The organism is Enterovibrio norvegicus FF-33 (assembly GCF_000286835.2).
GTDB lineage: Bacteria > Pseudomonadota > Gammaproteobacteria > Enterobacterales > Vibrionaceae > Enterovibrio > Enterovibrio norvegicus_A.
Genome location: NZ_AJYD02000011.1, coordinates 132343 through 155524, shown reverse-complemented (window position 1 = coordinate 155524; position 23182 = coordinate 132343). Strand labels below are relative to the sequence as shown.

The following is a 23182-nucleotide window of genomic DNA, read 5'->3' as shown; positions in this document are numbered from 1 at the left end:
GAAATCGATGGATCACAAACTCACCTCCATGCCAATGAAAATACGTGTTTGGTCGTAGCTGTATCCTGCAAAGCTTGAATCGCGCTCAAATTTGCTTGCACCCACAGACACATCCCACCATCTCGTTAAGCTATAAACCACGGAAAGCTCAAGTAATGTGTCGTCATCATTTCGCAACCCGCCAGGGTAGTCGTTGGTGCCATAACGGGCAGTGGCAATGGATGTTAGTTGTGGTGTCCAACTGTGCTCCCAATCGAGCTTAATTGAACGATCTTGAACGTAGTCAGCATTAATGTCGGGATCGCGAGCATAATCGCGTCCTTCCAATTTGAACGTGCTGTAATCTGTTGGTGCCCAACTTACATTCGCGCGCCAGCTAAATCCTTGAAAATCCTTGCGATTAGAGTCATCAAAGTCTTTATTTTGCATGCCGACGAGTAGCTTGCCTTGGGTTTTTCCTGTGATGTCCCATTCCAGACCGCCATACAGCAAGGTGTTTTGGTTATCACGGGAGCCTGATGTCGGCGGAACAAACTCATAGCTACGATCTTCAACACGCGCCATGGCGATAGCATGGAAATAGCTTGAGAAGGCATAATAGAATTCGCCACTTAGATAAGGCTGCTCCCAATTGTAATAGCGGCTTTCATCGGTTTGACCGCCATTGTTTACGTAGGTCACGTCTTTGTAGTCTTTGCTCTCGTAGCCCGCGATACCGACTAAACGACCTTTGGCACCCGCTGCACCATAGGTGTAGCGGGCATTGAAATCTTGAAAGTGAAAACGTAGAGGTTCTTCAACGGCCAGACTATTACCTTCGGTCAAGCCAGTACCTCTTGGTTCGCTAACGATTTTATAAAGGTAATCTAGACGTAGACGATTCCGGATATTGAAAAGCCACAACCCAGCGGCATGAGCTTGTTGGTCAACAGTGTTGTCATCGCTGCTATCGGTGAAATACAACGCATCCATACGATAATCGAATTGATAGGCAGTGCTTTCTGTTTCCAGTAACGCGATAACTTTAGGGGAAATGAGCGTCATCGGCGAACTGACCGGATCCTTGGTTGTTCGGCGAACATTGTCGTTGTGTCCCGCGCTGACTTTTAGCGTTGGAATGATGTCAATGCCATTTTCAGTTTGGTATGCCAAAGGTTCGACGGCTGCCACTGAGAGCGGCAGCAAGACAAGGGGACACACCCAAAAATTATTGCGAATCACACCCATCTCCTAGTACGCCGATTTGCCAACAAAGCCTTTAAACACAGTGGCAAAGACGATCTTAATATCCATCCATAAAGACCAGTTTTGGATATATTCCAGATCAAATTGGATGCGTTTTTCCATCTTATCTAGTGTGTCTGTTTCACCGCGATAACCATTGATCTGCGCCCATCCGGTAATTCCGGGTTTCACTTTGTGGCGTAGCATGTAGCGATCAACAATGGCACGGTATTGTTCGTTGTGGGCAACAGCGTGAGGACGAGGACCAACAATAGACATAGAGCCGCGCAATACGTTAAAAAATTGCGGAAGTTCGTCGAGCGACGTACGGCGAATAAATGCACCAAAGGGCGTGACTCGAGGATCATTTTTTGTCGCTTGTTTCACTACGTCACCATTGTCAGTGGTGGACATGGAACGAAACTTCCACACTTTGATTTGTCGACCATCTAGCCCGTATCGGTGCTGTTTGAAGATGACTTTTCCGGGTGATGACATTTTCACGCCAACCGCAACAGCGATCAGAACCGGAGAGATCAAAATGATGATGAGCGTCGATAGAATAATGTCTTCAAGGCGTTTAGCCCACGCAGCGATGCCACTGAATGGCGTGTCGTGAACACTTAATGTGTGCACGTGACCAATGGTTTGCCAACGGCTGTGTAATAGGTTGTACGTGAAAAAGTCTGGTACCAAATAGGTGGTAGCAGTGGTGTCTGCAAATTGGTTGAGATAGCGAGCAATGCGGTCTTTCGCATGCATAGGCATGGCAATATAGACATGCTGAAGCTTGCCTTGTTTTGCTTGCTCTAGCGCATCACTTACTTTGCCCAGCATTGGTGCGGGCAAGCTTCCTTCAATACGATCGCTACTGCGGTCTTCATAAAAACCAACTAACTTTATGCCAAGTGCATGGTTGCGTTGAAACTCTTGAGCCAATTCGATGCCGTTTGCGGTGGTGCCAATAATGGCAGCGCAACGAGTGTTAATGCCATGATTGCGAAGGCGACTTAATGCAATACGGGCAAGATAGCGCCAAAGTACGAGGCCAATACCGCCAAGTACAAACCACATTGTCATCACAATGCGGGAAAACTCGATGCCGCGTTGCGTAAAGAAAAAGTAAGCGACCAGAACAAGGCATGCACCCAACCAAGGAAGCAGAGTTGCGACCATTTGGCCTTGAAAATTACTGATGCGCCACGAACGATAAAGGTGGGAGCTTTCGGCAAAAAGCAGGTAGAAAATGGATGTCAGTGTGGCGAGCAAGAGACAGTCTTCACTGACGGCTCCTAAGTAGAGAAAACTTGCGACGACAAGTGACCCACCAATTACCGCAAGATCACAAAGACGGTAAAGAATGGCGGATTCGGTTCCATGTGTACGAATTTTTCTGCTGTCCATAAGATATAAAGCTCATATTTTTTTGTGTTCTCGATTATTCGATCACTTTTTTATTTCATTTCTTACTCTTAAAAGTAAACCACGCATCGCAACCTCGCTAGGGAGGTGCCTTTGACGATTGGTTTATTTTTCCAACAAGACGCAGCAAGTAGAACAGTATGAGAAGACAGAAAGAAGATGAACTTTGTCCGATTTTCACTTGTGACATTTATGTTGCCAGAAAATGGAACATACTTTGCCCTATAAATTGGCGTTGAATCGAGTTGTATGCGCAGTGATCCAGATCACACTTTTAAGGGTGACTTGTATCAATGAAAAGATTTTGATTCGAAAAGTATCTAACAAGTTATCAGTCTATTTTGCACAGTATTAAGCGCCCTCATTCTTAGGTGTGAGTTAAGTATGAGAGCGCATGATAGAGATCACTCTTCTCGAAATGCTCGATTGAGGCTCTCAGTGAGTGGTTTGGCCAAATATTCTATCGGAGTTCGAGGCTCTGTAAGCAACATGACTTCAGCTTGCATGCCGGGATAAAGAACGATGCCGTTAAGAAGCTCGTTAACATTGTCGATGAGCTTGACGCGCGCCAGATAATAAGCCAACCCTGATTGCTCATCGATGAGCCTATCTGCAGACACGGTTAGTAACTCACCGTTGAGGGGCTTGATGCTTCGCATACTCAAGGCAGTAAGACGGATTTGTGCTTTCATGCCAGCGCGTACTTGGTCGATATCTGAAGGATCAACACGCGCTTCAATCATCAAGCTTTCGTTGTTAGGCACGATATCGAGTAGCGGTTGCCCGGGGGAAATGACACCTTCTTCCGAGTACACCTGAAGGTTTAATACCGTTCCTGACAGTGGGGCAACAATTTTTGTGCGATTGAGAATATCTTGCGCCGTTGCCAATTGTTCATCTAATTCATAACGCTCTTGCCGAGTTTCACGTAACTGTTCCACCACTTCTTTAATACGTTCAAGTTCTTGCTCTTTTAATTGAGCCTGACTTTCAGCCACGTTTTGTGCCAAGCGACTAGCATTGGATTGCAATTGGCTGATGGTACTTAATATTTGGCTTTCCTCACGTTCTAACCGCAACACTTGAGTCTTGCTCGCATAGCCTTTTTCTGCCAATTTTCGGTTGCCAGCAATTTCTTCGCCAATGATGGCTAATCGACGTTTTTCAATCACGAAGCGCTGCTTCTGTCCATCAAGCTCTGCGCGATTCTGCGCGAGTTGTGTTTTTAGGACTTCCTGTTGAGAGGCGTAGAAATCATTTCTGGCTTGGAAGATCCGACGCTGATTGGTGAGGATCTCCTCTACGCGTGGGTCTTGTTTATTTGATTCAAGTTGCTCGGTAAATACAATCGTGTCGAGATTATCGCGCTCGGCGATCAGTCTTGCTTCACGTGCCAATGCATTACGCTGACGACTATTGTATTGCTCCAATTGACCACGCGCTTGTGTGTCATCAAGCAAAATAAGCGTTTGACCTTTGGTGACATTTGCCCCTTCTGTGACGGTTATTTTGTCAATAATGCCACCTTCAAGGTGCTGCACGGTTTTGCGCTGACTATCCACAGTAACAACGCCGGGTGCGATAGATGCTCCCTCGAGCGGACTAAATACGGACCAGACACCAAATGTGCCAAAGAAAAGTGCGATGACACCGAAACCGAACAAAGCGAGTTGGCGAATAGCAGGAATGCCCATTACTGCTTCCCTCCTTTGTTGGAAGAAATGGCTGCGCTTTGCTCCATTAACGGTTTGAGTACTTCGTCTCGCTCACCAAAGGCGCGAACTTGGCTATCTTGCAGTACGAGTAATTTGTCCATCGATTGCATCATGCTGGGTCTGTGTCCCACTAAGATAACAGTGGCTTTGCGAGATTTAAGATAGGCGATGGCACGCTGTAGTGCGATCTCTCCAACACCATCAAGGTTGGCATTGGCTTCATCGAGGATCACCAAGCTTGGGTCGCCGTAAAGTGCTCTGGCAAGCGCTACACGTTGACGTTCACCGCCTGATAAGCCAAGGCCTCGCTCGCCGACAACGGTGTCGTAACCCTGACGCTGACGCAAGATGAGCTCATGACAGCCCGCAAGTTTTGCGGCTTGAATGACAAGCTCAGGCTCGCCTTCTGACATGCGTGCAATGTTCTGACGGATCGTGCCAGGAAACAGTTCTACATCTTGTGGCAAATAGCCGCAATGGGGGCCAAGATCATCGGGATCCCATTTGGCCACATCCATATTATCCAGTCGAATTGTGCCAGCAGTTGCTGTCAAGTTTCCGAGCATTAAACGTGCAAGTGTTGATTTCCCTGTACCGGATGGTCCAATGATCCCAAGTGCTTCTCCGGCATTGAGTTTGAAAGTGATGCCATGCAGCACTGGCTCAGGTTGGCCCGCATGGAAGTAGGTCACTTTTTCTACCGATATGACACCTTGTGGTTTTGGCAATGGCATTGATTTGGCACGTTCTGGAAACGCTGGGATTTGCTCTTTGAGGCGCTGATAGCTTTGTCTTGCAGAGATAGCAGTCCCCCATGCACTAATGGATTGCTCTACTGGCGCCAATGCGCGTGCCATCAAAATGGAACCGGCAATCATGGCGCCCGCAGTGAGTTCGTTTTCGATGACAAGCCAAGCACCCACACCCAGCATCGCAATTTGTAGCAGCATTCGGATGAATTTAGACGTGGCAGTCAGTAGTGCGCCTTTGGAGTTTGCGCTGACTTGGCTATCGATGCTTTTGTTATTCAGCTCAGACCAGTTTTTGATGAAGTTTGGCATAATACCCATGGCTTCAATGGCATCTGCGTTTCGGGCTGCTGACTCTGCTTGTTGCATGGCGAGAATCGCTGATTCGTTAGCGCTTTTGTGAGCTTTTCGCGTGGTGGCATCATTAATGATGGCGATAGAAAATAGTATGAGTGCCCCTGCCGTCGCGATGATACCGAGCAAAGGATGCAAGAGAAAAACAAAGGCTAGGAATACAGGAGTCCAAGGTGCATCTAAGGCGGGTATGACTGCATTGCCACCGATAAATGCTCGAATGGCGGCGATATCACGCAGACTTTGCACGGAGGCTGATAGCCCTTGTCGAAGCTGCAGCGCAATGCTGCCGCTTAAAATGTCGGGGGATAAGCTTTGATCAAACCACGCACCGATTCGCACCATGATGCGGGTTCGCACGTTTTCTAGTATTGCCATGGTGAGTAGGGCAAACACGGTGATCATCGTCAGCAGTAGTAGTGTGTCTATTGAGCGAGAGCTGATGACACGGTCATAGATTTGCAGCATGTAAATGGGAACGCTCAGCACCAGAATATTGATGAAAAAGCTGAAAGCGATAACAAATACCATGGCTTTTTTACATTGTTCGATGGTTGTTTGTAGCTGTTTTTCTGTAGAAAGAGACATGTCGTATCCAATGATTTCTAATCACTTTGTCTTTTTTATACTGCAACGAAGCGAATGCTTAAATGACCCTAAAAAAGGCAACCAGTTTATGCACTGATTGCCTTGAGTATAGCTTGCTTAAATCAGACGATTTGAAAGTCGTCGGCAGAGAGATCCCCGACTGAAATATTGTTAAGTATAACGTTTGAACCGTCGGCCAAACTGATCAAAGTATTGTTACCAGCTTGTGCAAGGTCGAGCGAACCAAAATCAGTGTCACCGGTTGCACGGATAAAGATAGTGTCAATACCAATTTCAAAATCCACCACGCGATCATTGCCAGTGTGCATGTTAAGAATATTGTCAAACAGGAAAGTGTCAGCACCTGCACCACCAATTAGAAAGTCATTGCCTGATCCACTGACTAACCAATCATCACCTGAACCGCCAAACAATCTGTTTGCGCCTGAACCTGCGTAAAGGGAATCGTTCCCCGTTCCACCAAGAAGGTCATCGTTGCCTTCTCCGCCATACAAGGTGTCATCGCCGCTACCGCCGCCAACGTAATCGTCACCTGACCCGCCGCTAATAACGTCATTACCGCCACCGCCAATCAGAAAATCATCACCGCTACCGCCAAATATCGTGTCGTCGCCACCATAGCCAATGATGCGGTCATCACCGCCTAAACCATTGATTACATCTGTGTCACTGGTTCCATCCAACGTATCTGTAGTTGCGGTTCCATTAATGTCAGCCATTACTTCTTCCCTTTATAGTTATTTCATACCTTTGTCATGATGTACGGCCGACATGGTCAGCACGTTGCCTTAGGCAAGCTGCAATTAGCCATCATGAGCTTGCCGAAAAATGGCTGTAACACTTTGAACGAGTTGACGCGAGAATGGTGTCTCATTGGTGAGTTGTGGTGGGAAAATAATGCCTAATATTCAATGCAGAAATAACAGTCTGATATGGAGGGGTTTCTAGTTATTTAATACTTACAATGGACTGTGAGATAATAAAAATGGGCAATAGGTCAAATTCGTTATTGCCCATTAGGTGTTAGACCTTGAGTTTGTTAGACAATATGGAAATCACTGGCAGAGAGATCTGCAGCAGTAATACCGTTCAGGATAAAACTAGAACCATCAGCCAGATCAACGAGCGTGTTACTGCCCACCTGAGTCATGGAAAGAGAAGCGAAATCAGTATCTCCCGTTGCTCTGATAAAGAGCAGATCGACCCCGATTTCAAAATCAACCACACGATCGTTCCCAGTGTGAAAACCAAGAATGTTATCGAACAGGAAGGTATCAGCTCCTGCGCCACCGACAAGGAAATCATTATCTATGCCGCTGACTAGCCAGTCGTCACCGTCGCCGCCATAAAGCACGTCATTGCCCGATACGGCGAACAGTAGATCGTTACCGACGCCACCCAATACAATGTCATGGCCTTCACCGCCAAACAGAATGTCGTCGCCGCTACCACCGCCAACGATATCGTTACCAATACCACCGCTGACGAAATCGTTACCTGCACCACCAGTCATGGTGTCATGGCCTCGACCACCGAAGACAAAATCGTCTCCACCGTAGCCGACTTTTACATCATCTCCACCGAAGCTGAAAATATTGTCGCTTTCACTGGTGCCTAATAGTGTCTCCGCGTAAGCGGTACCGTTTATATTAGCCATAATGCTAACCCTCTATTTTTGAATATACCTAAGTCACAAAACGAATAGATGGGATGCGTACGTCGACATTGAGGAGCAGTCCTCGCATCAGTGCAAACATCAACGAGGCAAGCGAATTATGGGGAATTATTAGATATTGCTTACCTACGCTTTGCAATTCTAACTATGGCGTAAAAGCGCTTAGGTAAGTGTCTCACTCATGAAGATACATGAGCGCCTACTTATAAAGGGGAAAGGTCTCAGTGGGTTAGCCTTGATAGTCTAATCCGATTACTGACAAATTGTTTTTTGCCCAAAACACAGCTTGTACGCGGTTTTTAACATTTATCTTTTTGAAAATATTATATAAGTGCGATTTCACCGTGTGTTCTGATACAAAAAGGCCATCCGCAATTTCGCTGTTGGATGCGCCAGTGACGAGCTTGCGCAGAATTTGCTGCTCACGGTTGGTCAGGCAGATTTCTGAGTAGTCGATGGCGTTGTTATTGTTCTGTTGGTAGTAATGAATGAGCTCAGCCAGTTTTTGCCTTGGCAACCAATATTCACCTGACAACATTTTTTCAATGCCGTGGCAAAGGTGTTCGAGATCATCCTCTTTCTTAAAAACGCCTTTAATAAACGGCCAACTGGCGAGTTCTTTGGCAGATAAATCATGAGCATTAAACAGTGCAAAAACATGCTGCTCACTAAAAGGAGACAGGCTCTGTTTAACAAAATTCACGGTATCGCCTTCAAAAGCGCTTAAATCGATCAAGACCAGACCTGAAGAGGTAGCGAGCTTTTCGCTAATGGTCTGCTTCTCTACCAGAGATACACTACTCTTAATTTCTTTTTCGAGGCATGAAATTAGCGCAGTGATCGTCATGCTTGGCTCGGAAACAAGGAGAATCGTGTATTTGTCAGAGGTGGTCTCAATGTTCTGCATGTGTATCCCTAATGCTTTTGATGATGACTTCGCGTTTTTCCTCGCTATCTCACGGTAACAGATTAAAAAACGCATTTCGCAGCATTCTAAAGCGCAATCGGAAAGCCTTTCGTATCATTTTTAGAACTCTCAGACTGAGCTTTGCTCGCAGCAACTATCTCAAACTCTTTGTTAGTCTAATACAAATTCGTTCTTATCGCTGATTTATGCCTTCTACTTTTCATCTTTAAAGTGAGGTTTTCATCATGTTGCGCTGGGACTGAGCGGTCTTCGAAGTTTCAATTGAAAGCCTGTGATCAATGTTCTGGCTTCTGTTATCATCGCCGTTGAATTGTCATCCGCGCACTGAGTGGCGCAATGTACCTGATGACGCAATGAAGAAGGTTTGGGAGCAAAATATGGCCAGCCGTGGTGTAAACAAAGTAATTTTGATTGGCAACTTGGGTAACGATCCTGAAGTTCGCTATCTGCCAAATGGCGGTGCGGTTGCCAATCTGACTGTTGCGACCTCAGAAACGTGGCGTGACAAGAGCACTGGTGAAAACAAAGAAATGACGGAATGGCACCGTGTGGTGATGTATCGTCGTTTAGCTGAAATTGCCGGTGAGTACCTGAAAAAAGGGTCAAAAGTGTATTTGGAAGGCCGTCTGCAAACACGCAAATGGCAAGGCCAAGACGGACAAGACCGTTACACAACGGAAATTGTTGCGAATGAAATGCAGATGCTAGATAGCCGTGCCGGTGGTGGTATGGGTCAAGGTCAGCCTGCGCAGCAAAACCAGCAACAAGGTAATTGGGGCCAGCCGCAACAGCCGCAACAGCCTGCTTACCAGCAGCAACCTGCGCAACAAAAAGCCCCTCAGCAGGCTCCGCAACAGGCGCCTCAGCAATACAACGAAATGCCTGATTTTGATGATGATATTCCATTCTAGGAATAAATCAGTTAGCTAAAGACATTCAAAAGCCCCGTATCTACGGGGCTTTTTTGTTTCGATGGTATGACGAATTAAGTGCAACAAGTATTAGGTATGAGTCATTTATCCATATGCATCGCTACGATACTTCGATCGCCCTAACGTGCATTAATCAATCGGAGTGAATACGATGAATAAAGCGAAACGAAATGGATTAGGCATCGCCCTGTCAATGGTGTTGGTGTCGATGGGAACGTCAGCGTTAACCTTAACTAGCCCTCAGGTTGTTGAAGGTGAAACGTTAAAAACACAGCAGATATTCAATCAATGGGGTTGCGAAGGCGATAACAAATCCCCCGAACTTAGGTGGACAGATATTCCTGAAGGAACAAAAAGTTTCGCGGTCACCATGTATGATCCGGATGCACCGACAGGCAGTGGTTGGTGGCATTGGTCGATGATCAACATTCCAGCCGATGTCCATCATTTGCAGCTTAATGCCGGTGATGAAGGTGGCAAATTGATGCCAGCGGGTGCGCAAATGCAGCGCAATGACTTCGGCTTTCACGGTTTTGGTGGTGCATGTCCACCGCCCAAAGCATCACCCCATAATTATCAGATCACGGTTTATGCGCTTGATGTTGAAAAACTGGGGGTTCCCGTCAATGGTTCTCCAGCTCTCGCAGGCTATTATATTCTCCAACACCGAGTGGGAGAGGCGCAGTTAATCGCGCCAACCAAGGCGCGGAAATAGCCAATTTGCTCTCTATTGGCAATTCACGGTTATCGTAGTGACATTGTCTTAGTTCAATGATGCAAACGTCAGCGTGATGCGTTGGCGCTTCTTCGTTAATGCACCACTTTTTGCTTGAGGAAATCGATAAACAATCGTGTTTTGGTGTGGTTGTATTCCAGTTTGGGATAATACGCGTAGGCTGGGCTTTTGGGTTGACGTACATCGGACAAGACGGGAACGAGCAATCCTTGGTCGAGCTCTTTTCGGATGGTGACATCGCCCACCAAAATAATGCCAAGTCCTGCTACGGCAGCATTGACGAGCGCTTCTGGATTTGGCGAGACAAAGTTTCCGCTTAAACGCAGTCGACGACCATGTTCAAATTCATGCTCTTGTGGGTGGCTTGTTGAACCGTACAGCAAGCAATTATGGTGGAGCAGTTGCTCGGGCTCAATGATCGGTGGATGTTGAGCGAGATAGGTGGGGGATGCAAAAAAACGCGGCTGGAAATCAAACAGCTTGGTGGCAATAAAACTGGATGAATTAAAATCCGCGAGTTCGCGAGTGATCACTATGTCTAAATTCGGGTCAGGTAACTGACCGGGCGCTAGCGTGTGCAGCTCAACTTGAATATTGGGGTAAGTGGCAAGAAACTCCCCGATGTTGTTTACCAGCAATCGACTGCCCGTTGCCAGTGGAGCACCAATACGCAACACCCCACTGACTTCACCATAGGTTGAGGTGGTTTCTGATACTAACTGTGTCCAATCATCGAGTAACAGCTTTCCTCGCTGGTAAAACAAACGTCCCGCATCCGTCATGGTGAGGTTACGGGTGGTGCGTTTTAGTAGCTGCACACCAAGTTGGTTTTCTAGCCATGCTAGGCGCTTTGATAACGCAGAGCTGGACGTGTTGAGCTTGGTTGCGGCTTGCGCCAACGAACCCATCTCAACAACGGTGATATAGCTTTTGGCGCAGGTAATCCAATCCATCTACTGATTCTTTCCATTGTGTATCGAGTTTGCGTTCACTTTCGCTACGTGAAAAACGATAGATATATCCAAGCAACCTCAAATTGAACGTGATGAATGATTCTGAATCCAGCATCTTGAGGTTGTTTGGGTATAATAGCCAATTGGGCGGCGTAAAAAAGCGTTAAGCCGTTAAAATTGCTGAACAGTAAGCCGTACATTCCTTTAGTTGGATATCGAATGCGAAAAGTTGCAGGGATGAAGCTGACCAACCGTTTGGTCGCTTTCGTTACGTTAATCGTTGTCTGTGCCATGTTTGTTTTATTTATTGGCGGTGCAGTGAGTTTTCGTAAATTAGGCACGGATTTTCTTTCTCATTATCTCGGGAAAGTGGTGGTCGAAATTGACCAAGCCATTGCCGATCCTAACACCAATGAAAATATCGGCCTTTGGCTGCCCCAGCTGTTAAAAGCGAGTGACGTCGTTGAACTGGAAATCAGCAGTAAAACAGGGATGCTCTATCGTTATGAGCAGATCCAAACGGCAGTCAAGCCGCTTGAATTGATTGAAAATCGCTATGACTTACCGAGTAACCCTGGCTTTTTCATTACGATAAAATCCGTCCCGCCCTATGCCGATTTTGCCTACTCCATCGGTGCAATGTCCTCGTTATCTCTTGCCGTACTCGTCATTGTGCTCGCGCTGACGTGGGGGATTAAATGGTTGCGTACGCAGTTACTTGGTGCTGAATTGCTTGAACATCGAGGGCGACTCATTTTGGCTGGGCGAGCCGAAGATGTGCAAACAGGCGATGACAGAGAGTGGCCATCGACGGCAAGTATCGCGTTGGATCAGATGATTGTTGAATTGCGTGACGCTCGGCAAGAGCGAAGCCGTTTTGACACCTTTATTCGAAGTAATACCTTTTTGGATAAACTCACAGGCGCGGCAAACCGCGTGATGTTTGATAACCGTCTGCAAACGCTATTGCAAGACAAAGGCGCGCAAGGCGCAGTATTGATGCTTCGAATTGGCGATTGGGAAACGCTTACTCAGAATAGCGGGAAATCGGGTGCAGATGAATGGGTGAAGGAGGTGGGTAACGTCTTATCTAACGCCATTCAACGTTTCCCCGATGCCATACTGGCACGTTATTACGACACGGAATTTGCCATTTTGCTGACTCATCAATCTGCGAAAGATGCGCGTCTTTTTGCCAATCAACTGATGAAAGCGTTAGCACGATTATCACCGCCAGATCCCTTGGAAGAGGAAAATTGGGCGCACATGGGCATGACCTTTTTCAGCACCGGTGAGCGTCGCGGGCGGTTAATGGAAGAGGCGGATATGGCCAAGCGCAGTGCGGTGCTGCAACGCAGTAACGGCTGGCATGCCTTCAAAAAAGATGTGGTCGCTGACGAGGCACGCGGCAGTGTTCGCTGGAGAACACTGTTAGGCAGAGTGTTTGAAAACGGTGGCCCTGAGCTTTATCGACAAGTGGTGCAAAACACGCAGGGAGAGTTACTTCATACCGAATTGCTTGCCCGTATCAAAGACGAAAATGGTTTGGTGATTAAAGCGTCCCGTTTTTTGAATGGCATTGAATTGGTTGGAATGAACACAGTCCTTGATCGTAGTGTGGTGAGTAAGACGCTGCATCAACTGCGCAACGGCGATGGTCGCGAAGTCTTGTCATTGAATATCTGCGCCGATTCGTTGCGACAGCGGACCTTTCAAATATGGTTACGAGATATTTTATTGCAAACGCCTCGAAGCGTACTGAACCGTATGCAATTTGAAGTGTCAGAAGGGCCATTGGTGAAGCATTTTGACGCTGCTCGTCCCGCATTACGCATGGTTCGTGCGCTAGGGTGTCCACTGGTTGTCGATCAAGCAGGGCGCTCAGTGGTAAGTACCCACTACGTCAAAGATATTCAACCTAAGTACATCAAGCTTCATCGAAGCCTGATCCGAGATATTCATCAACGCCCAGAAAATCAGCTTTACGTTCGCAGTATGCTGGGAGCCTGTGAGGCGACACCGACCGAAGTTCTGGCCGTTGGCGTGGAATCTGAGCCTGAATGGAATGTGCTTTTACAGCTAGGCGTTCAAGGTGGACAAGGTCGTTTATTCGGTGCGGAATTGTCTGGCAATCCGGTAACTTTGAAGCGCCAACGCTGGCGTAAAAAATGACCCAGCTCGAAGATTGTTTATAAAGCACTCAATTGTGTCATAAAACTGTCGCTCACAGACTTATTTTTTGGCGGGAATTTTGATAGAATATGCTGTACGCCAAAAATGATTTACAACCATCCTTTTAACAGCTTAGAGTAATTATTAGTCGTAAATGGCCGTTCCCACTCTTCTTGCGCGTTTTTCTTCATCAAGGCAGCGAAATGTTGTTAGCCTTGTTGTATCTGCCAGTCAGGTTGTTATTGGCTTTCGTGTTGATGGGAGTGCGCAAGTTGATTGCCAGCCCATCACGCAATCTGATCCTTGGACGGCTGCATTACAGCTGCTGAAGCGGCATGAGATCACCAAGTCAGACATTCATTTGGTATTAGGGCATGGGCTCTATCAAACCTTGCTGATTGATGACCCACAATTGTCCGATGAGGACAAACGTGCAGCGTTGCCGTTTAAGCTCAAAGATTTCATTTCTGATTCTCCGTCCGACATTGTCGCTGATGGTTTTTCTTCCCCTATCGCTAACCGTTACCAAGCGTTTGTTTGCCATAAGTTACCCTTAATTCAGCTCAGTCACGCACTTGAAAAGCGTCAATGCCAATTAGCCAATGTCTCGTTGGAGGATGTGGTGTTGCGCCAGTGGACGCAACTGGATAAAACCGAAATGGTGCTGACCCGTGATGGTCAGGGCATGCTCCAGATCGCCGTGTTTGACCAGGGTAAGTTGTGCTTTCAGCGCCAAGTTCGTGGCGTGATATTTGAAGGTCAGCAGCTGCAACCATTGGTGGTCGACGATCTGGCTTTGGAAATTCAGCGATCGCTCGATTATTTACGCTCACAGCTTAAAAATGCGCAAGTCAGTGGCTTGGTCGTGGGCGTTCAGAACATCGATGATACCGAGCTGGCATTCCAGCTTTCTTCAAGGCTTACCGTCGCCGTTCGTCCGCAAACCCTGTTTGATTCTGGCGAGCATCACCAGCACATTGCATTAGCCGCGCTGAATCGAGAATGCTCGCCTGATATTAACCTGTTCAGCGATGATCTTACGCCTCGCGGAGCTTTGCTGACGTTCGAGAAAATGGTGGTGACGTGGGGACTGACAGGGCTTCTCATCGTGTTAGTGGCCGCTTACCAACAATGGCAATTGGCGCAATCTGACAAGATGTTGAGTATTGCGACACAGGAGCAAAGCACGGCAGAGTCGCTATCCAATCAGTTGAATGAGCAACTCAAACTTCATGTTCCTTCTTTGAATTTGGTCAATGACGTCAATCGCACTGAAGAAGCGATTGCGGCGAAACGTAAGGCACTGGAAGCTGTTCGCCAACACGACATTGCTTTGCAGCAAGGCTACGCATCGGTATTTCGCGCGCTGTCCGATGTGTCACGCCGAGATATCTCAGTGTCAGACATTGCGATCAGCCAAGATGCATTGGATGTGAAAGGGTTGGCAGCCACCCCTTCGTCTGTACCTGCGTGGCTTCAAAGCTTTCAAACTCAGCCGCCACTTGCGGGGCGTGTGTTTGAGCAAATGGCATTAAGTCGCGATGACAATAATCGCCTGTCGTTTAGCTTGACCTCTAAGCGTGAGAAGGGGGAAACGTTGTGATGAATCCATTGATTGAACGCATGAAGCAGGGCTTCGACGGTCTCTCTGGCCGTGAACAATGGCTGATTGCACTGGCGGGTTGGGCCGCAATTATCGCCATGGGTGCACTGTTATTTCTTGAACCCATGACCAAGACGCTGACTCAGATCAGCCATCAAATCACGCAGCAGCAACAAAGCACTCAAGATTTACTGACGCTGAATCAGCTTAAACAAGAAAAACTGAGCGTTTCACCAAGCGTCGAGCTTGAACAAAAGCTTGCTCAATTGTCACAGCAGCTTGTTGATTTAGATCAGCGCATGGCTGACAAAGTGGAAGGCTTGGTCAATGCCGATCAAATGGCGTCCTTGATGGAAAGTGTGCTCAATCAATCTGATCGTCTCACGCTCCTTTCGATGGCATCACTGCCCGCCGAGCAACTGACACACACCGAAGATGCGGGTTACTTTATTCATCCTATCGAAATGACGCTTAAAGGGCGCTATTTCGACATTGTGGAATACCTGACAGCGCTCGAAAACCTTCCGGTGAAATACTACTGGAAGGGGTTGGATTATCGCGTCACTGATTACCCTTGGGCTGAAGTGACTGTGCAGGTTTATACCTTGGGCGAAAGCGCCGTGTTTATTGGAGGTGCGAGTGAAAGTACTGAATAAACTGGCCGTGTTATTTGCCATGAGTGTGATGCCGTTTTTGGTGTTTGCGGATAACGATCCGACCGCGCCATTGGGCTATCAAGCGCCGAGTCAGGCGAAGAAAGCCACCACGCAACGTTTACCGAACTTAAACGCCATTTTGTGCAGCAGTGACAACCGCTGTTCGGCGGTGATGAATGGGCGCAGCCTAACCGCAGGGCAATCCATTAATGGGTATGTTATTAGCGCGATCAATGACAGCAGTGTGACGTTGAAACGTGGCGAGCGTCGCTGGTCACTGACAGTATTTAACGAGCAGGTAGTACAGTGAGCAACATGAATCTATTGAGCAAGCGATTGATAATATGTTTTGCAGGCTTGCTGTTATCAGCGTGTCAAAGTGTCGGCCACCAGAAACCGACGGAAGTGCAAGAAGCGCTGAACCAAGCGTATGCGCAAAACAGTGGTCAGCCGCTGAGTGAGTTACCCGATGCGGTTTCTCAAGATCTCATGGGCGATTTTTCTGATCGTTCCGGCAGCGGTGAATTGTCGGAAAACCGTCTGCGTATTAATGCCAATCATGTTGATGCAAAAGCTTTTTTTGGCAGCTTAGTACAGGGCACGGATTACAACTTAGTGATACATCCGGATGTGAGCGGGAAAGTCACCGTATCGCTTAAAGACGTGACGGTTCCAGAGGCGCTGGACGTGGTGTCTGATATCTATGGCTACAACGTCGAGATGCAAGGGCGCCTGATCCAAATTTTCCCCGCCATTTTGCGCACTGAAACCTTTCCGGTTGATTACCTGCAATTGCAACGCTCAGGCGTATCGCTGACATCGATTAGCACTGGGGCTATTTCTACCGATTCAACGTCAAGTAGTGGCGACAGCGAAAGCACGGAACGTTCATCGGTATCAACCGGTGGCACTGTGATTGAAACGCGCGCAGAAAGTAATTTCTGGGGGCAACTTGAACGCGCCGTCAGCGCCATGATTGGCCCGGGTGAAGGGCGAAGCATTGTAGTGTCACCGCAGGCGAGTCTTATCACGGTCAAAGCGTTTCCGAGTGAACTGCGTGAAGTGAAGCGTTTCCTTGAAGTGTCACAAAAACGCTTAAAGCGTCAGGTTATCCTCGAAGCTAAAATCCTCGAAGTGACCCTCAGTGACGGTTATCAGCAAGGTGTTAGTTGGAGCAATATTGGCAAGGCCATTGGAAATGGCGGGGTGAATATCAGTCGTCCAGTCACAGATCTCGCTGGCGATTTGATTTCCAACGCCATTGGCGGGCAGACCAATGTCACCATCACCGATGGGCATTTTGATGCGGTACTGAGCTTTCTTGATACGCAGGGCGACGTGAACGTGCTCTCTAGCCCTCGCGTGACGGCGGCAAACAACCAAAAAGCGGTGATCAAAGTCGGTGGCGATGAATACTTCGTGACGGACATTTCCTCTAGCGATTCTTCAGGTGACAACTCAGACTCTGGGCCCAATATCGAACTCACGCCGTTCTTCTCGGGTATTTCGCTCGATGTGACGCCGCAAATTGATGACGATAACGGTGTCTTGCTGCATGTCCATCCTGCCGTGATTGATGTGATCACCGAAGAGAAAACGATTCAGCTAGGCAGCTCCTCTGTGCCTTATGTGTTGCCATTGGCGAAAACTTCGATCCGCGAATCAGATTCGATTATTCATGCCCGCTCGGGGGATGTGGTGGTGATCGGTGGCTTGATGAAATCGAGCTACGAAGAGGCGGTCTCGAAGGTGCCTTTGTTGGGCGATATTCCCGGTCTTGGTCACTTATTCCGCAACGTGAATCGCATGAAGCAAAAAACCGAATTGGTGATTTTGCTGCAGCCGTCGGTGGTGGGCGATCAGACATGGCAAGAAGAAATTCAGCGTTCACGCGATCTGCTGAACGACTGGTTTCCTGAAAACTAATCGTCACTGAACGCAGATGTATTTAGCGCACTTTGGCCTCAATGCCGCTCCTTTTAGCCTGACCCCAGATACTCGGTGCTTTTTTGGTGTCCGCTCACATGTGGATGCCATCAATACCTGTATGTCTGCAATGGAAATGGGTGAAGGACTGGTGAAAGTCACTGGAGAGGTTGGCACGGGAAAAACCATGGTGTGCCGTCTGCTGGTTAAAGCTTTGACCGATGCATTCACACTGGTTTTTTTGCCCAATCCCGCCAACACGGTGGCAAGCTTACATCGCATGATCGCCGATGAACTTGGCGTTGATGGGGCATTGTCACAAGACAAATTACTGGGCGCTATTCAGCACGCGGCTATTGAATCCGCGCGCCAAGAAAAACCCGTCGTGATCTTGTGCGATGAAGCGCAGACCTTGCCCGATGACGTACTAGAAGCCATTAGGTTGCTGGGTAACCTAGAAACCGAGCAACAAAAACTCATTCAACTGATCATGCTGGGCCAGCCCGAGCTTGATGAGAGATTGTCTCAGCACAACATGCGCCAACTGTTGCAACGCATTAGCTTCAGTGCCCGTTTAGCGCCGCTGACGTTTGCCGAAGCTTCGGCGTATATCGATCACCGCATTCGCGAGCAAGGCGCTTCAACGCGTTTGTTCAGTGTGTGGGCCAAACGACGTATTTGGGTTGCCAGTCATGGCATTCCCCGTTTAATGCACCAGCTTTGCCATAAAGCGCTGTTGCTGAGTTTCGGTAAAGGACAGAAAAAGGTATCAAGCCGCGCTGTCCGATTAGCCATTAAAGATACGCCACTTGCCAAGCAGCACACCATGCTGCAAGCGATGTGGGGGTAGGAATCACATGAGTGAATTGAACCGCATGCTGAGCGATCTGACATCGCCAGATAACAACGCCAATCGTGTCGCCGCGGCAACCATTCCTTCTACGTGGGGATTTCGTTTCGCTCGTGTTGTGCTGGCACTAGTGGCCACCTTGGTGTGTGCGACGGGTATTGCGTGGGCGGTATCGAGTGGTGACCATCATGCTGCCGTTTCTACTGAAGTTTCAGTGCCATCTCAAGTTCTGGCGCTAGCACCTCAAGAAACAGAAACGCCTGCGATTGCCGCTCCGTCACCGACGCAAAAAGTGTCGACGCGTGATAGAAACTTTGTGCATGTAAACACTGTGGAAGAGCGCGTTCGCGTCACACCGACACCGACCCCCGTTGCTGATGTGCCTGAGCCAGTCTTGGTCGTGCAAGTTCAGTCGCCGAAAGCTGATGCTTTGCCAATCAAAGCGACACCTGCAAAGGCTGCGGTAATCCCCGAATTGGTTACTGAGCCAATGGTGGAAGAGGTTGCACCTGAATCCTCCTTGTCGGTAGAAACCATCGCATTGAGCGGCGAGCAATTGGCGGATATCGCCTACGACAAAGCGCAAAAACGCGCACAAGTGGGTGATACCCAAAAAGCCATTGCCTACTTGCGCGATGCCGTGAAATACGATTCAAATCATATCGCTGCGACCAATCAATTGGCGGGTTTGCTTTATGGTCGTAATAAGCTGCGTGATGCGGAATCGGTACTGCGAAAAGGCATCAGCGCGAACCCATCGTCGGCGTCACTGAAACTCACGCTGGCGCGTATGTATCAACAAAGTCAGCGTGAAGAATCTGCGCTGAATGTGCTGATGGCACCTGAGCATGGACTAGATGGCGAACACGTTCGCTATGTGTCTTTGCGCGCGGCATTGGCACAGAAACTAGCGAAATATGACATCGCCAAACAAAGCTATCAATGGTTGGCTGAGCGCGAGCCTGCCGATGGTCGCTGGTGGTTGGGTTTAGCTATTTCAGCCGAGCGCGAAAAAGACGATGACGCTGCGAAGCGCGGTTACGCGAAAGCGATAACGGCAGGTGGCCTCAGCAATGAGTCGGTGCAATTTGCTCGTCAGCGCTTGGCTTATCTCAATAGTCAGCTTGCAAAAGGAGCCGAAAATGACCGTTAAACTGCGAAAGCGTCTCGGTGATTTGCTGGTAGAAGATCACATCATTACTGATGAGAATCTGAACGCTGCGCTGAACCGTCAATCTCAAACTGGCAACAAGCTCGGTGATACCTTGATTGAGATGGGTATTCTTTCTGAAAGCCAGATGCTGGACTTTTTGGCGCGTCAGTTAGGCGTTCCGCTGATCGATCTCAGTCTGACTCAGGTTGATCCAAGTGCGGTGACCTTAATACCTGAAGTGCATGCTCGCCGTTTGCGAGCATTGGTGATTGGCCGTATTGGCAACACAGTGCGCGTGGTGATGTCTGATCCTGCCGATCTCGCGTCGCAGGAAAGCGTACTTAATCTGCTCAATCAATACCAAGTAGAGCTATTGATCGCAGCCGAACAATCATTGATCGACGCGTTTGATCGCTACTATCGCCGCACCAGCGATATCGCCTCATTTGCTGAGCGTTTGCAAGCCGAACACGGCGTGAAGCTTGAGCAAAACTTTGGCGCGGAAGACGATCAGTCGGAAGAAGTCACCGTTGTTAAGCTGATTAATTCTTTGTTTGAAGACGCCGTTCAGGTCAACGCCTCAGATATTCATATCGAACCTGACGCCGACATGCTGCGTATTCGCCAGCGTATCGATGGCGTGTTGCATGAGACTCTATTGAAAGAGCGCGCCATTGCCTCTGCGCTGGTGCTGCGCCTCAAACTCATGAGCGGCATGGATATTTCGGAAAAGCGTTTGCCGCAAGATGGGCGCTTTAACCTCACGGTGCGTGGTAATGCCATTGACGTGCGTGTGTCTACGCTACCCGTGCAATACGGTGAGTCGGTGGTGATGCGTTTGCTGAATCAATCCGCAGGCATATTGCAACTGGAAGACGTCGGCATGGATGCACACATGCTGCAGCGTTTTCGCAATCAATTGCGTCGTCCACACGGCATGATTTTGGTCACGGGGCCAACAGGTTCCGGTAAAACCACCACGCTGTATGGCGCATTGAATGAACTCAACGTGCCGGGCAAGAAAATACTGACCGCGGAAGATCCGGTGGAATACCGTCTGCCGCGTATCAACCAAGTACAGATCGCGAACAAAATTGGCCTGACGTTTTCGTCAGCGCTGCGCACCTTCTTGCGCCAAGATCCCGATATCATTTTGGTCGGTGAAATGCGCGATCTCGAAACCGTCGAAATCGGCCTTCGCGCCGCTCTGACAGGACACTTGGTCTTGTCGACGTTGCACACCAACAATGCCATCGACAGTGCGTTGCGTCTTTTGGATATGGAAGCGCCGGGTTATCTGGTGGCGAGTGCAGTACGCACCGTATTGGCGCAGCGTCTGATCCGCCGTATCTGCCCCGATTGCAAAGTTCCCCATGCGACAGAAGACATGGAGAAGATGTGGCTGAGCGTGACCCAACTCGACATGGTCAATCAGGGGTTTTATAAAGGCCGCGGTTGTCAAAGCTGTAACTTCACGGGCTACAAAGGCCGAATCGGTGTGTTTGAGCTGCTTGAAATTACGCCTGATTTGATGGATGCCTTACGCGCCAATGATACCCAAGCCTTTGCGATGTTGGCGGAGCAGCAGTCGGGCTACAAGCCGCTAGTGCACTGCGCGCTAGAGTTCGCTAAGCAAGGACAAACCTCGCTGGAAGAAGCCATGAAGCTTTCTGAGGCTGCGACCTTGTCGATGGCGAGTGCGTAATGGCGCGTTTTCGCTACACGGCACGTAACGCTAAAGGCAAGCGCATCACTGCGGTTGTTGATGCGGCGAGCGAGCGAGAAGCGATCGCATCAGTAGGCGATTTAGGCATGGTATTGCTCTCGCTTGAGCCGACGAAAGCGAGTGTGAAAAAAGCCTCGACGCCGCTGTTTCAGCGCAAAGTGAAACTCGAATCACTGGTGGTGTTTTGTCGCCAAATGTACAGCCTGACCAAAGCAGGCGTGCCTTTGCTTCGTGCCATTAAAGGTTTGTCGCAAAGCACCACGGATAAGTCACTTAAAGAGGCGTTAGATAGCGTCGGCAGCGAGCTTTCCAATGGTCGCCCTATGTCATCGGCAATGCGCGATCACAGCAACGTGTTCAGCGATCTGTTCGTGTCTTTAATCCAAGTGGGTGAGAACACGGGTCGATTGGATGAGGCCATGTTGCAGCTTGCGGAATACTACGAACAAGAAATGGAGACCCGCCGACGCATTAAATCGGCGCTGCGTTACCCCACATTTGTACTGATGGTGATCGTGGCGGCAATGGCATTTTTGAACGTCAAAGTCGTGCCGCAGTTTGCGGGCATGTTTGCCAAGTTTGGTTCGGATTTGCCGCTGCCGACCAAGATATTGATGGCGACATCGAGCTTCTTTGTCGATTTCTGGTGGCTGATTGTGTTCTCCACCGCGTGCCTGTTTATGGGCTGGCATTTGTGGAAGCAAACCGACAACGGGCGCGTGAAGTGGGACCAATTCAAACTGCGCATACCTTTGGTAGGGCCCTTGGTCAACCGCGCCTTGATGTCGCGCTTTTCACGCACGTTTGCCTTGATGCTACGCGCAGGCGTGCCGCTTAACACGGCCTTGCAGATGTCTGGCGAAGCGTTAGACAACCACTTCCTCGCGGCAGAAGTGGACAAAATGAAGGCGGCGATTGAATCCGGTATCAACCTTAGTTCCGTTACTGCAGACAGCAAGCTGTTTACGCCGCTGGTACACCAGATGATCCAAGTCGGTGAAGAAACGGGGCAGATAGATAACCTGCTGTTAGAAGCGAGCGATTTTTATGACCGCGAAGTGGATTACGACCTGAAAACACTGTCGGCGCGCATGGAGCCTATTTTGCTGATGATCGTGGCAGGTATGGTGTTGATCCTCGCGCTGGGTATTTTCTTGCCGATGTGGGGCATGCTCGACCTGATCCGTGGCGGATAAATGGGATTTCTAAGCTGGGATCGCACCCCGACAGAGTGGGGGATTGTTACGTTAATCATTGGCGTTCTGGCATTGGCAACTGTCCCTGTTTTCGATCGGGTGATGCTGTTTGCTGATGAAGTCGAGTTTCGTTATCTGGCGAATGCCTTCGAAGGTTCAGCCAGAAGCGTACAAATGCGATCTGCATTAAAAACAGAGAATAAACAAAGCGATATCGTTACTGTCGATAATGTCAGTTTCAGATTATCGCCAAGCCAACATGCACAAGCGGGCTTTCCTTTTGCGCTGGTGCAAGGCGCAACCACCTTGATGGCGATGTCATCAAAAGATTGTGGTGAGCTTTTGGCAAACTTTACCAACCAATCCTATTGGTTGGAGACAGATACAAGGCCGGAGGCGTTAAAGCGCCCTCAGCCACAGATTCGCGCAGTGGTGATGTTGGGTAAAGAAAAAGACTCTCCGCAGCCCTATTGCCGATTTGAAAGGCCGGTTCGCACCGGTATTTGGAGTGATGACTCGTCAGAACACCTGACGCGTCATATTTTTGCTTACTACCCGGTGACTGGCCGCGTAGAGGTTTTGAGAGAAAATCAGGAGTTATAA

20 protein-coding genes are annotated in these 23182 nt (G+C 48.7%); 12 read left to right on the top strand and 8 right to left on the bottom strand.

All coding sequences use genetic code 11. From position 1 onward, the window contains the following. Positions 1 to 12: 12 nt before the first annotated feature. The 7 genes from A1OO_RS02320 to A1OO_RS02290 form a co-directional block, all read right to left on the bottom strand. Positions 13 to 1227: an outer membrane beta-barrel protein gene (locus A1OO_RS02320; RefSeq protein WP_016960830.1), complete on the bottom strand. Its 1215-nt coding sequence runs from the start codon at positions 1225 to 1227 to the stop codon at positions 13 to 15. 3 nt (positions 1228 to 1230) lie between these two features. Continuing rightward, positions 1231 to 2628 (bottom strand): undecaprenyl-phosphate glucose phosphotransferase, encoded by a 1398-nt coding sequence (locus tag A1OO_RS02315; protein WP_016960829.1) that lies wholly within the window; start codon positions 2626 to 2628, stop codon positions 1231 to 1233. Positions 2629 to 3050: 422 nt separating this feature from the next. Then, entirely contained in the window at positions 3051 to 4340 is a 1290-nt protein-coding gene (locus A1OO_RS02310) for an HlyD family type I secretion periplasmic adaptor subunit (protein WP_016960828.1), read from the bottom strand. After that, on the bottom strand, positions 4340 to 6052 hold the full coding sequence (locus A1OO_RS02305; RefSeq protein ID WP_017005112.1) for a type I secretion system permease/ATPase: 1713 nt from the start codon (positions 6050 to 6052) through the stop codon (positions 4340 to 4342). The genes A1OO_RS02310 and A1OO_RS02305 overlap by 1 nt, the downstream gene beginning before the upstream one ends. Before the next feature lie 122 nt (positions 6053 to 6174). After that, entirely contained in the window at positions 6175 to 6792 is a 618-nt protein-coding gene (locus A1OO_RS02300; RefSeq protein WP_017005111.1) for a calcium-binding protein, read from the bottom strand. A 320-nt stretch (positions 6793 to 7112) separates the two neighbouring features. Beyond that, positions 7113 to 7730: a calcium-binding protein gene (locus A1OO_RS02295; protein WP_016960825.1), complete on the bottom strand. Its 618-nt coding sequence runs from the start codon at positions 7728 to 7730 to the stop codon at positions 7113 to 7115. A 247-nt stretch (positions 7731 to 7977) separates the two neighbouring features. After that, positions 7978 to 8655: a LuxR C-terminal-related transcriptional regulator gene (locus A1OO_RS02290; RefSeq protein WP_016960824.1), complete on the bottom strand. Its 678-nt coding sequence runs from the start codon at positions 8653 to 8655 to the stop codon at positions 7978 to 7980. 398 nt (positions 8656 to 9053) lie between these two features. Here A1OO_RS02290 and A1OO_RS02285 point away from each other — a divergent pair, with 398 nt between their 5' ends. Together A1OO_RS02285 and A1OO_RS02280 are read left to right on the top strand one after the other, a co-directional pair. Further along, the gene (locus tag A1OO_RS02285; RefSeq protein ID WP_026024089.1) at positions 9054 to 9587 is read left to right on the top strand and encodes a single-stranded DNA-binding protein; all 534 of its coding nucleotides are present in this window, start codon (positions 9054 to 9056) and stop codon (positions 9585 to 9587) included. Between the two features lie 172 nt (positions 9588 to 9759). Next, entirely contained in the window at positions 9760 to 10323 is a 564-nt protein-coding gene (locus A1OO_RS02280) for a YbhB/YbcL family Raf kinase inhibitor-like protein (RefSeq protein WP_016960822.1), read from the top strand. Between the two features lie 95 nt (positions 10324 to 10418). Here A1OO_RS02280 and A1OO_RS02275 read toward each other — a convergent pair whose 3' ends face one another. After that, the gene (locus A1OO_RS02275) at positions 10419 to 11297 is read right to left on the bottom strand and encodes a LysR family transcriptional regulator (RefSeq protein WP_016960821.1); all 879 of its coding nucleotides are present in this window, start codon (positions 11295 to 11297) and stop codon (positions 10419 to 10421) included. 219 nt (positions 11298 to 11516) lie between these two features. On the opposite strand from A1OO_RS02275, the gene csrD reads away from it, so the two are divergent. The 10 genes from csrD (at position 11517) to A1OO_RS02225 (ending at position 23182) form a co-directional block, all read left to right on the top strand. Beyond that, positions 11517 to 13469, top strand: coding sequence for an RNase E specificity factor CsrD (gene csrD / locus A1OO_RS02270; protein WP_017005109.1), 1953 nt, complete (start codon positions 11517 to 11519; stop codon positions 13467 to 13469). A 154-nt stretch (positions 13470 to 13623) separates the two neighbouring features. Next, positions 13624 to 15072 carry a hypothetical protein gene (locus A1OO_RS02265; protein WP_017005108.1) on the top strand — a complete coding sequence of 483 codons (1449 nt, stop codon included), beginning with the start codon at positions 13624 to 13626 and terminating at the stop codon, positions 15070 to 15072. Then, positions 15072 to 15728, top strand: coding sequence for a type 4a pilus biogenesis protein PilO (gene pilO / locus A1OO_RS02260; RefSeq protein ID WP_017005107.1), 657 nt, complete (start codon positions 15072 to 15074; stop codon positions 15726 to 15728). Before A1OO_RS02265 ends, pilO begins: the two co-directional genes overlap by 1 nt. Beyond that, entirely contained in the window at positions 15712 to 16038 is a 327-nt protein-coding gene (locus A1OO_RS02255) for a hypothetical protein (RefSeq protein WP_017005106.1), read from the top strand. The genes pilO and A1OO_RS02255 overlap by 17 nt, the downstream gene beginning before the upstream one ends. Before the next feature lie 5 nt (positions 16039 to 16043). Next, positions 16044 to 17654 carry a pilus (MSHA type) biogenesis protein MshL gene (gene mshL / locus A1OO_RS02250; protein ID WP_035008754.1) on the top strand — a complete coding sequence of 537 codons (1611 nt, stop codon included), beginning with the start codon at positions 16044 to 16046 and terminating at the stop codon, positions 17652 to 17654. Positions 17655 to 17670: 16 nt separating this feature from the next. Then, a complete protein-coding gene (locus tag A1OO_RS02245; protein WP_017005104.1) occupies positions 17671 to 18504 on the top strand; it encodes an ExeA family protein in 834 nt (277 codons plus the stop codon). 7 nt (positions 18505 to 18511) lie between these two features. After that, entirely contained in the window at positions 18512 to 19657 is a 1146-nt protein-coding gene (locus tag A1OO_RS02240) for a tetratricopeptide repeat protein (protein ID WP_017005103.1), read from the top strand. Then, entirely contained in the window at positions 19647 to 21362 is a 1716-nt protein-coding gene (locus A1OO_RS02235) for a GspE/PulE family protein (RefSeq protein WP_017005102.1), read from the top strand. The genes A1OO_RS02240 and A1OO_RS02235 overlap by 11 nt, the downstream gene beginning before the upstream one ends. Then, positions 21362 to 22579, top strand: coding sequence for a type II secretion system F family protein (locus tag A1OO_RS02230; RefSeq protein ID WP_016960812.1), 1218 nt, complete (start codon positions 21362 to 21364; stop codon positions 22577 to 22579). Before A1OO_RS02235 ends, A1OO_RS02230 begins: the two co-directional genes overlap by 1 nt. Beyond that, the gene (locus tag A1OO_RS02225; protein ID WP_016960811.1) at positions 22580 to 23182 is read left to right on the top strand and encodes a hypothetical protein; all 603 of its coding nucleotides are present in this window, start codon (positions 22580 to 22582) and stop codon (positions 23180 to 23182) included.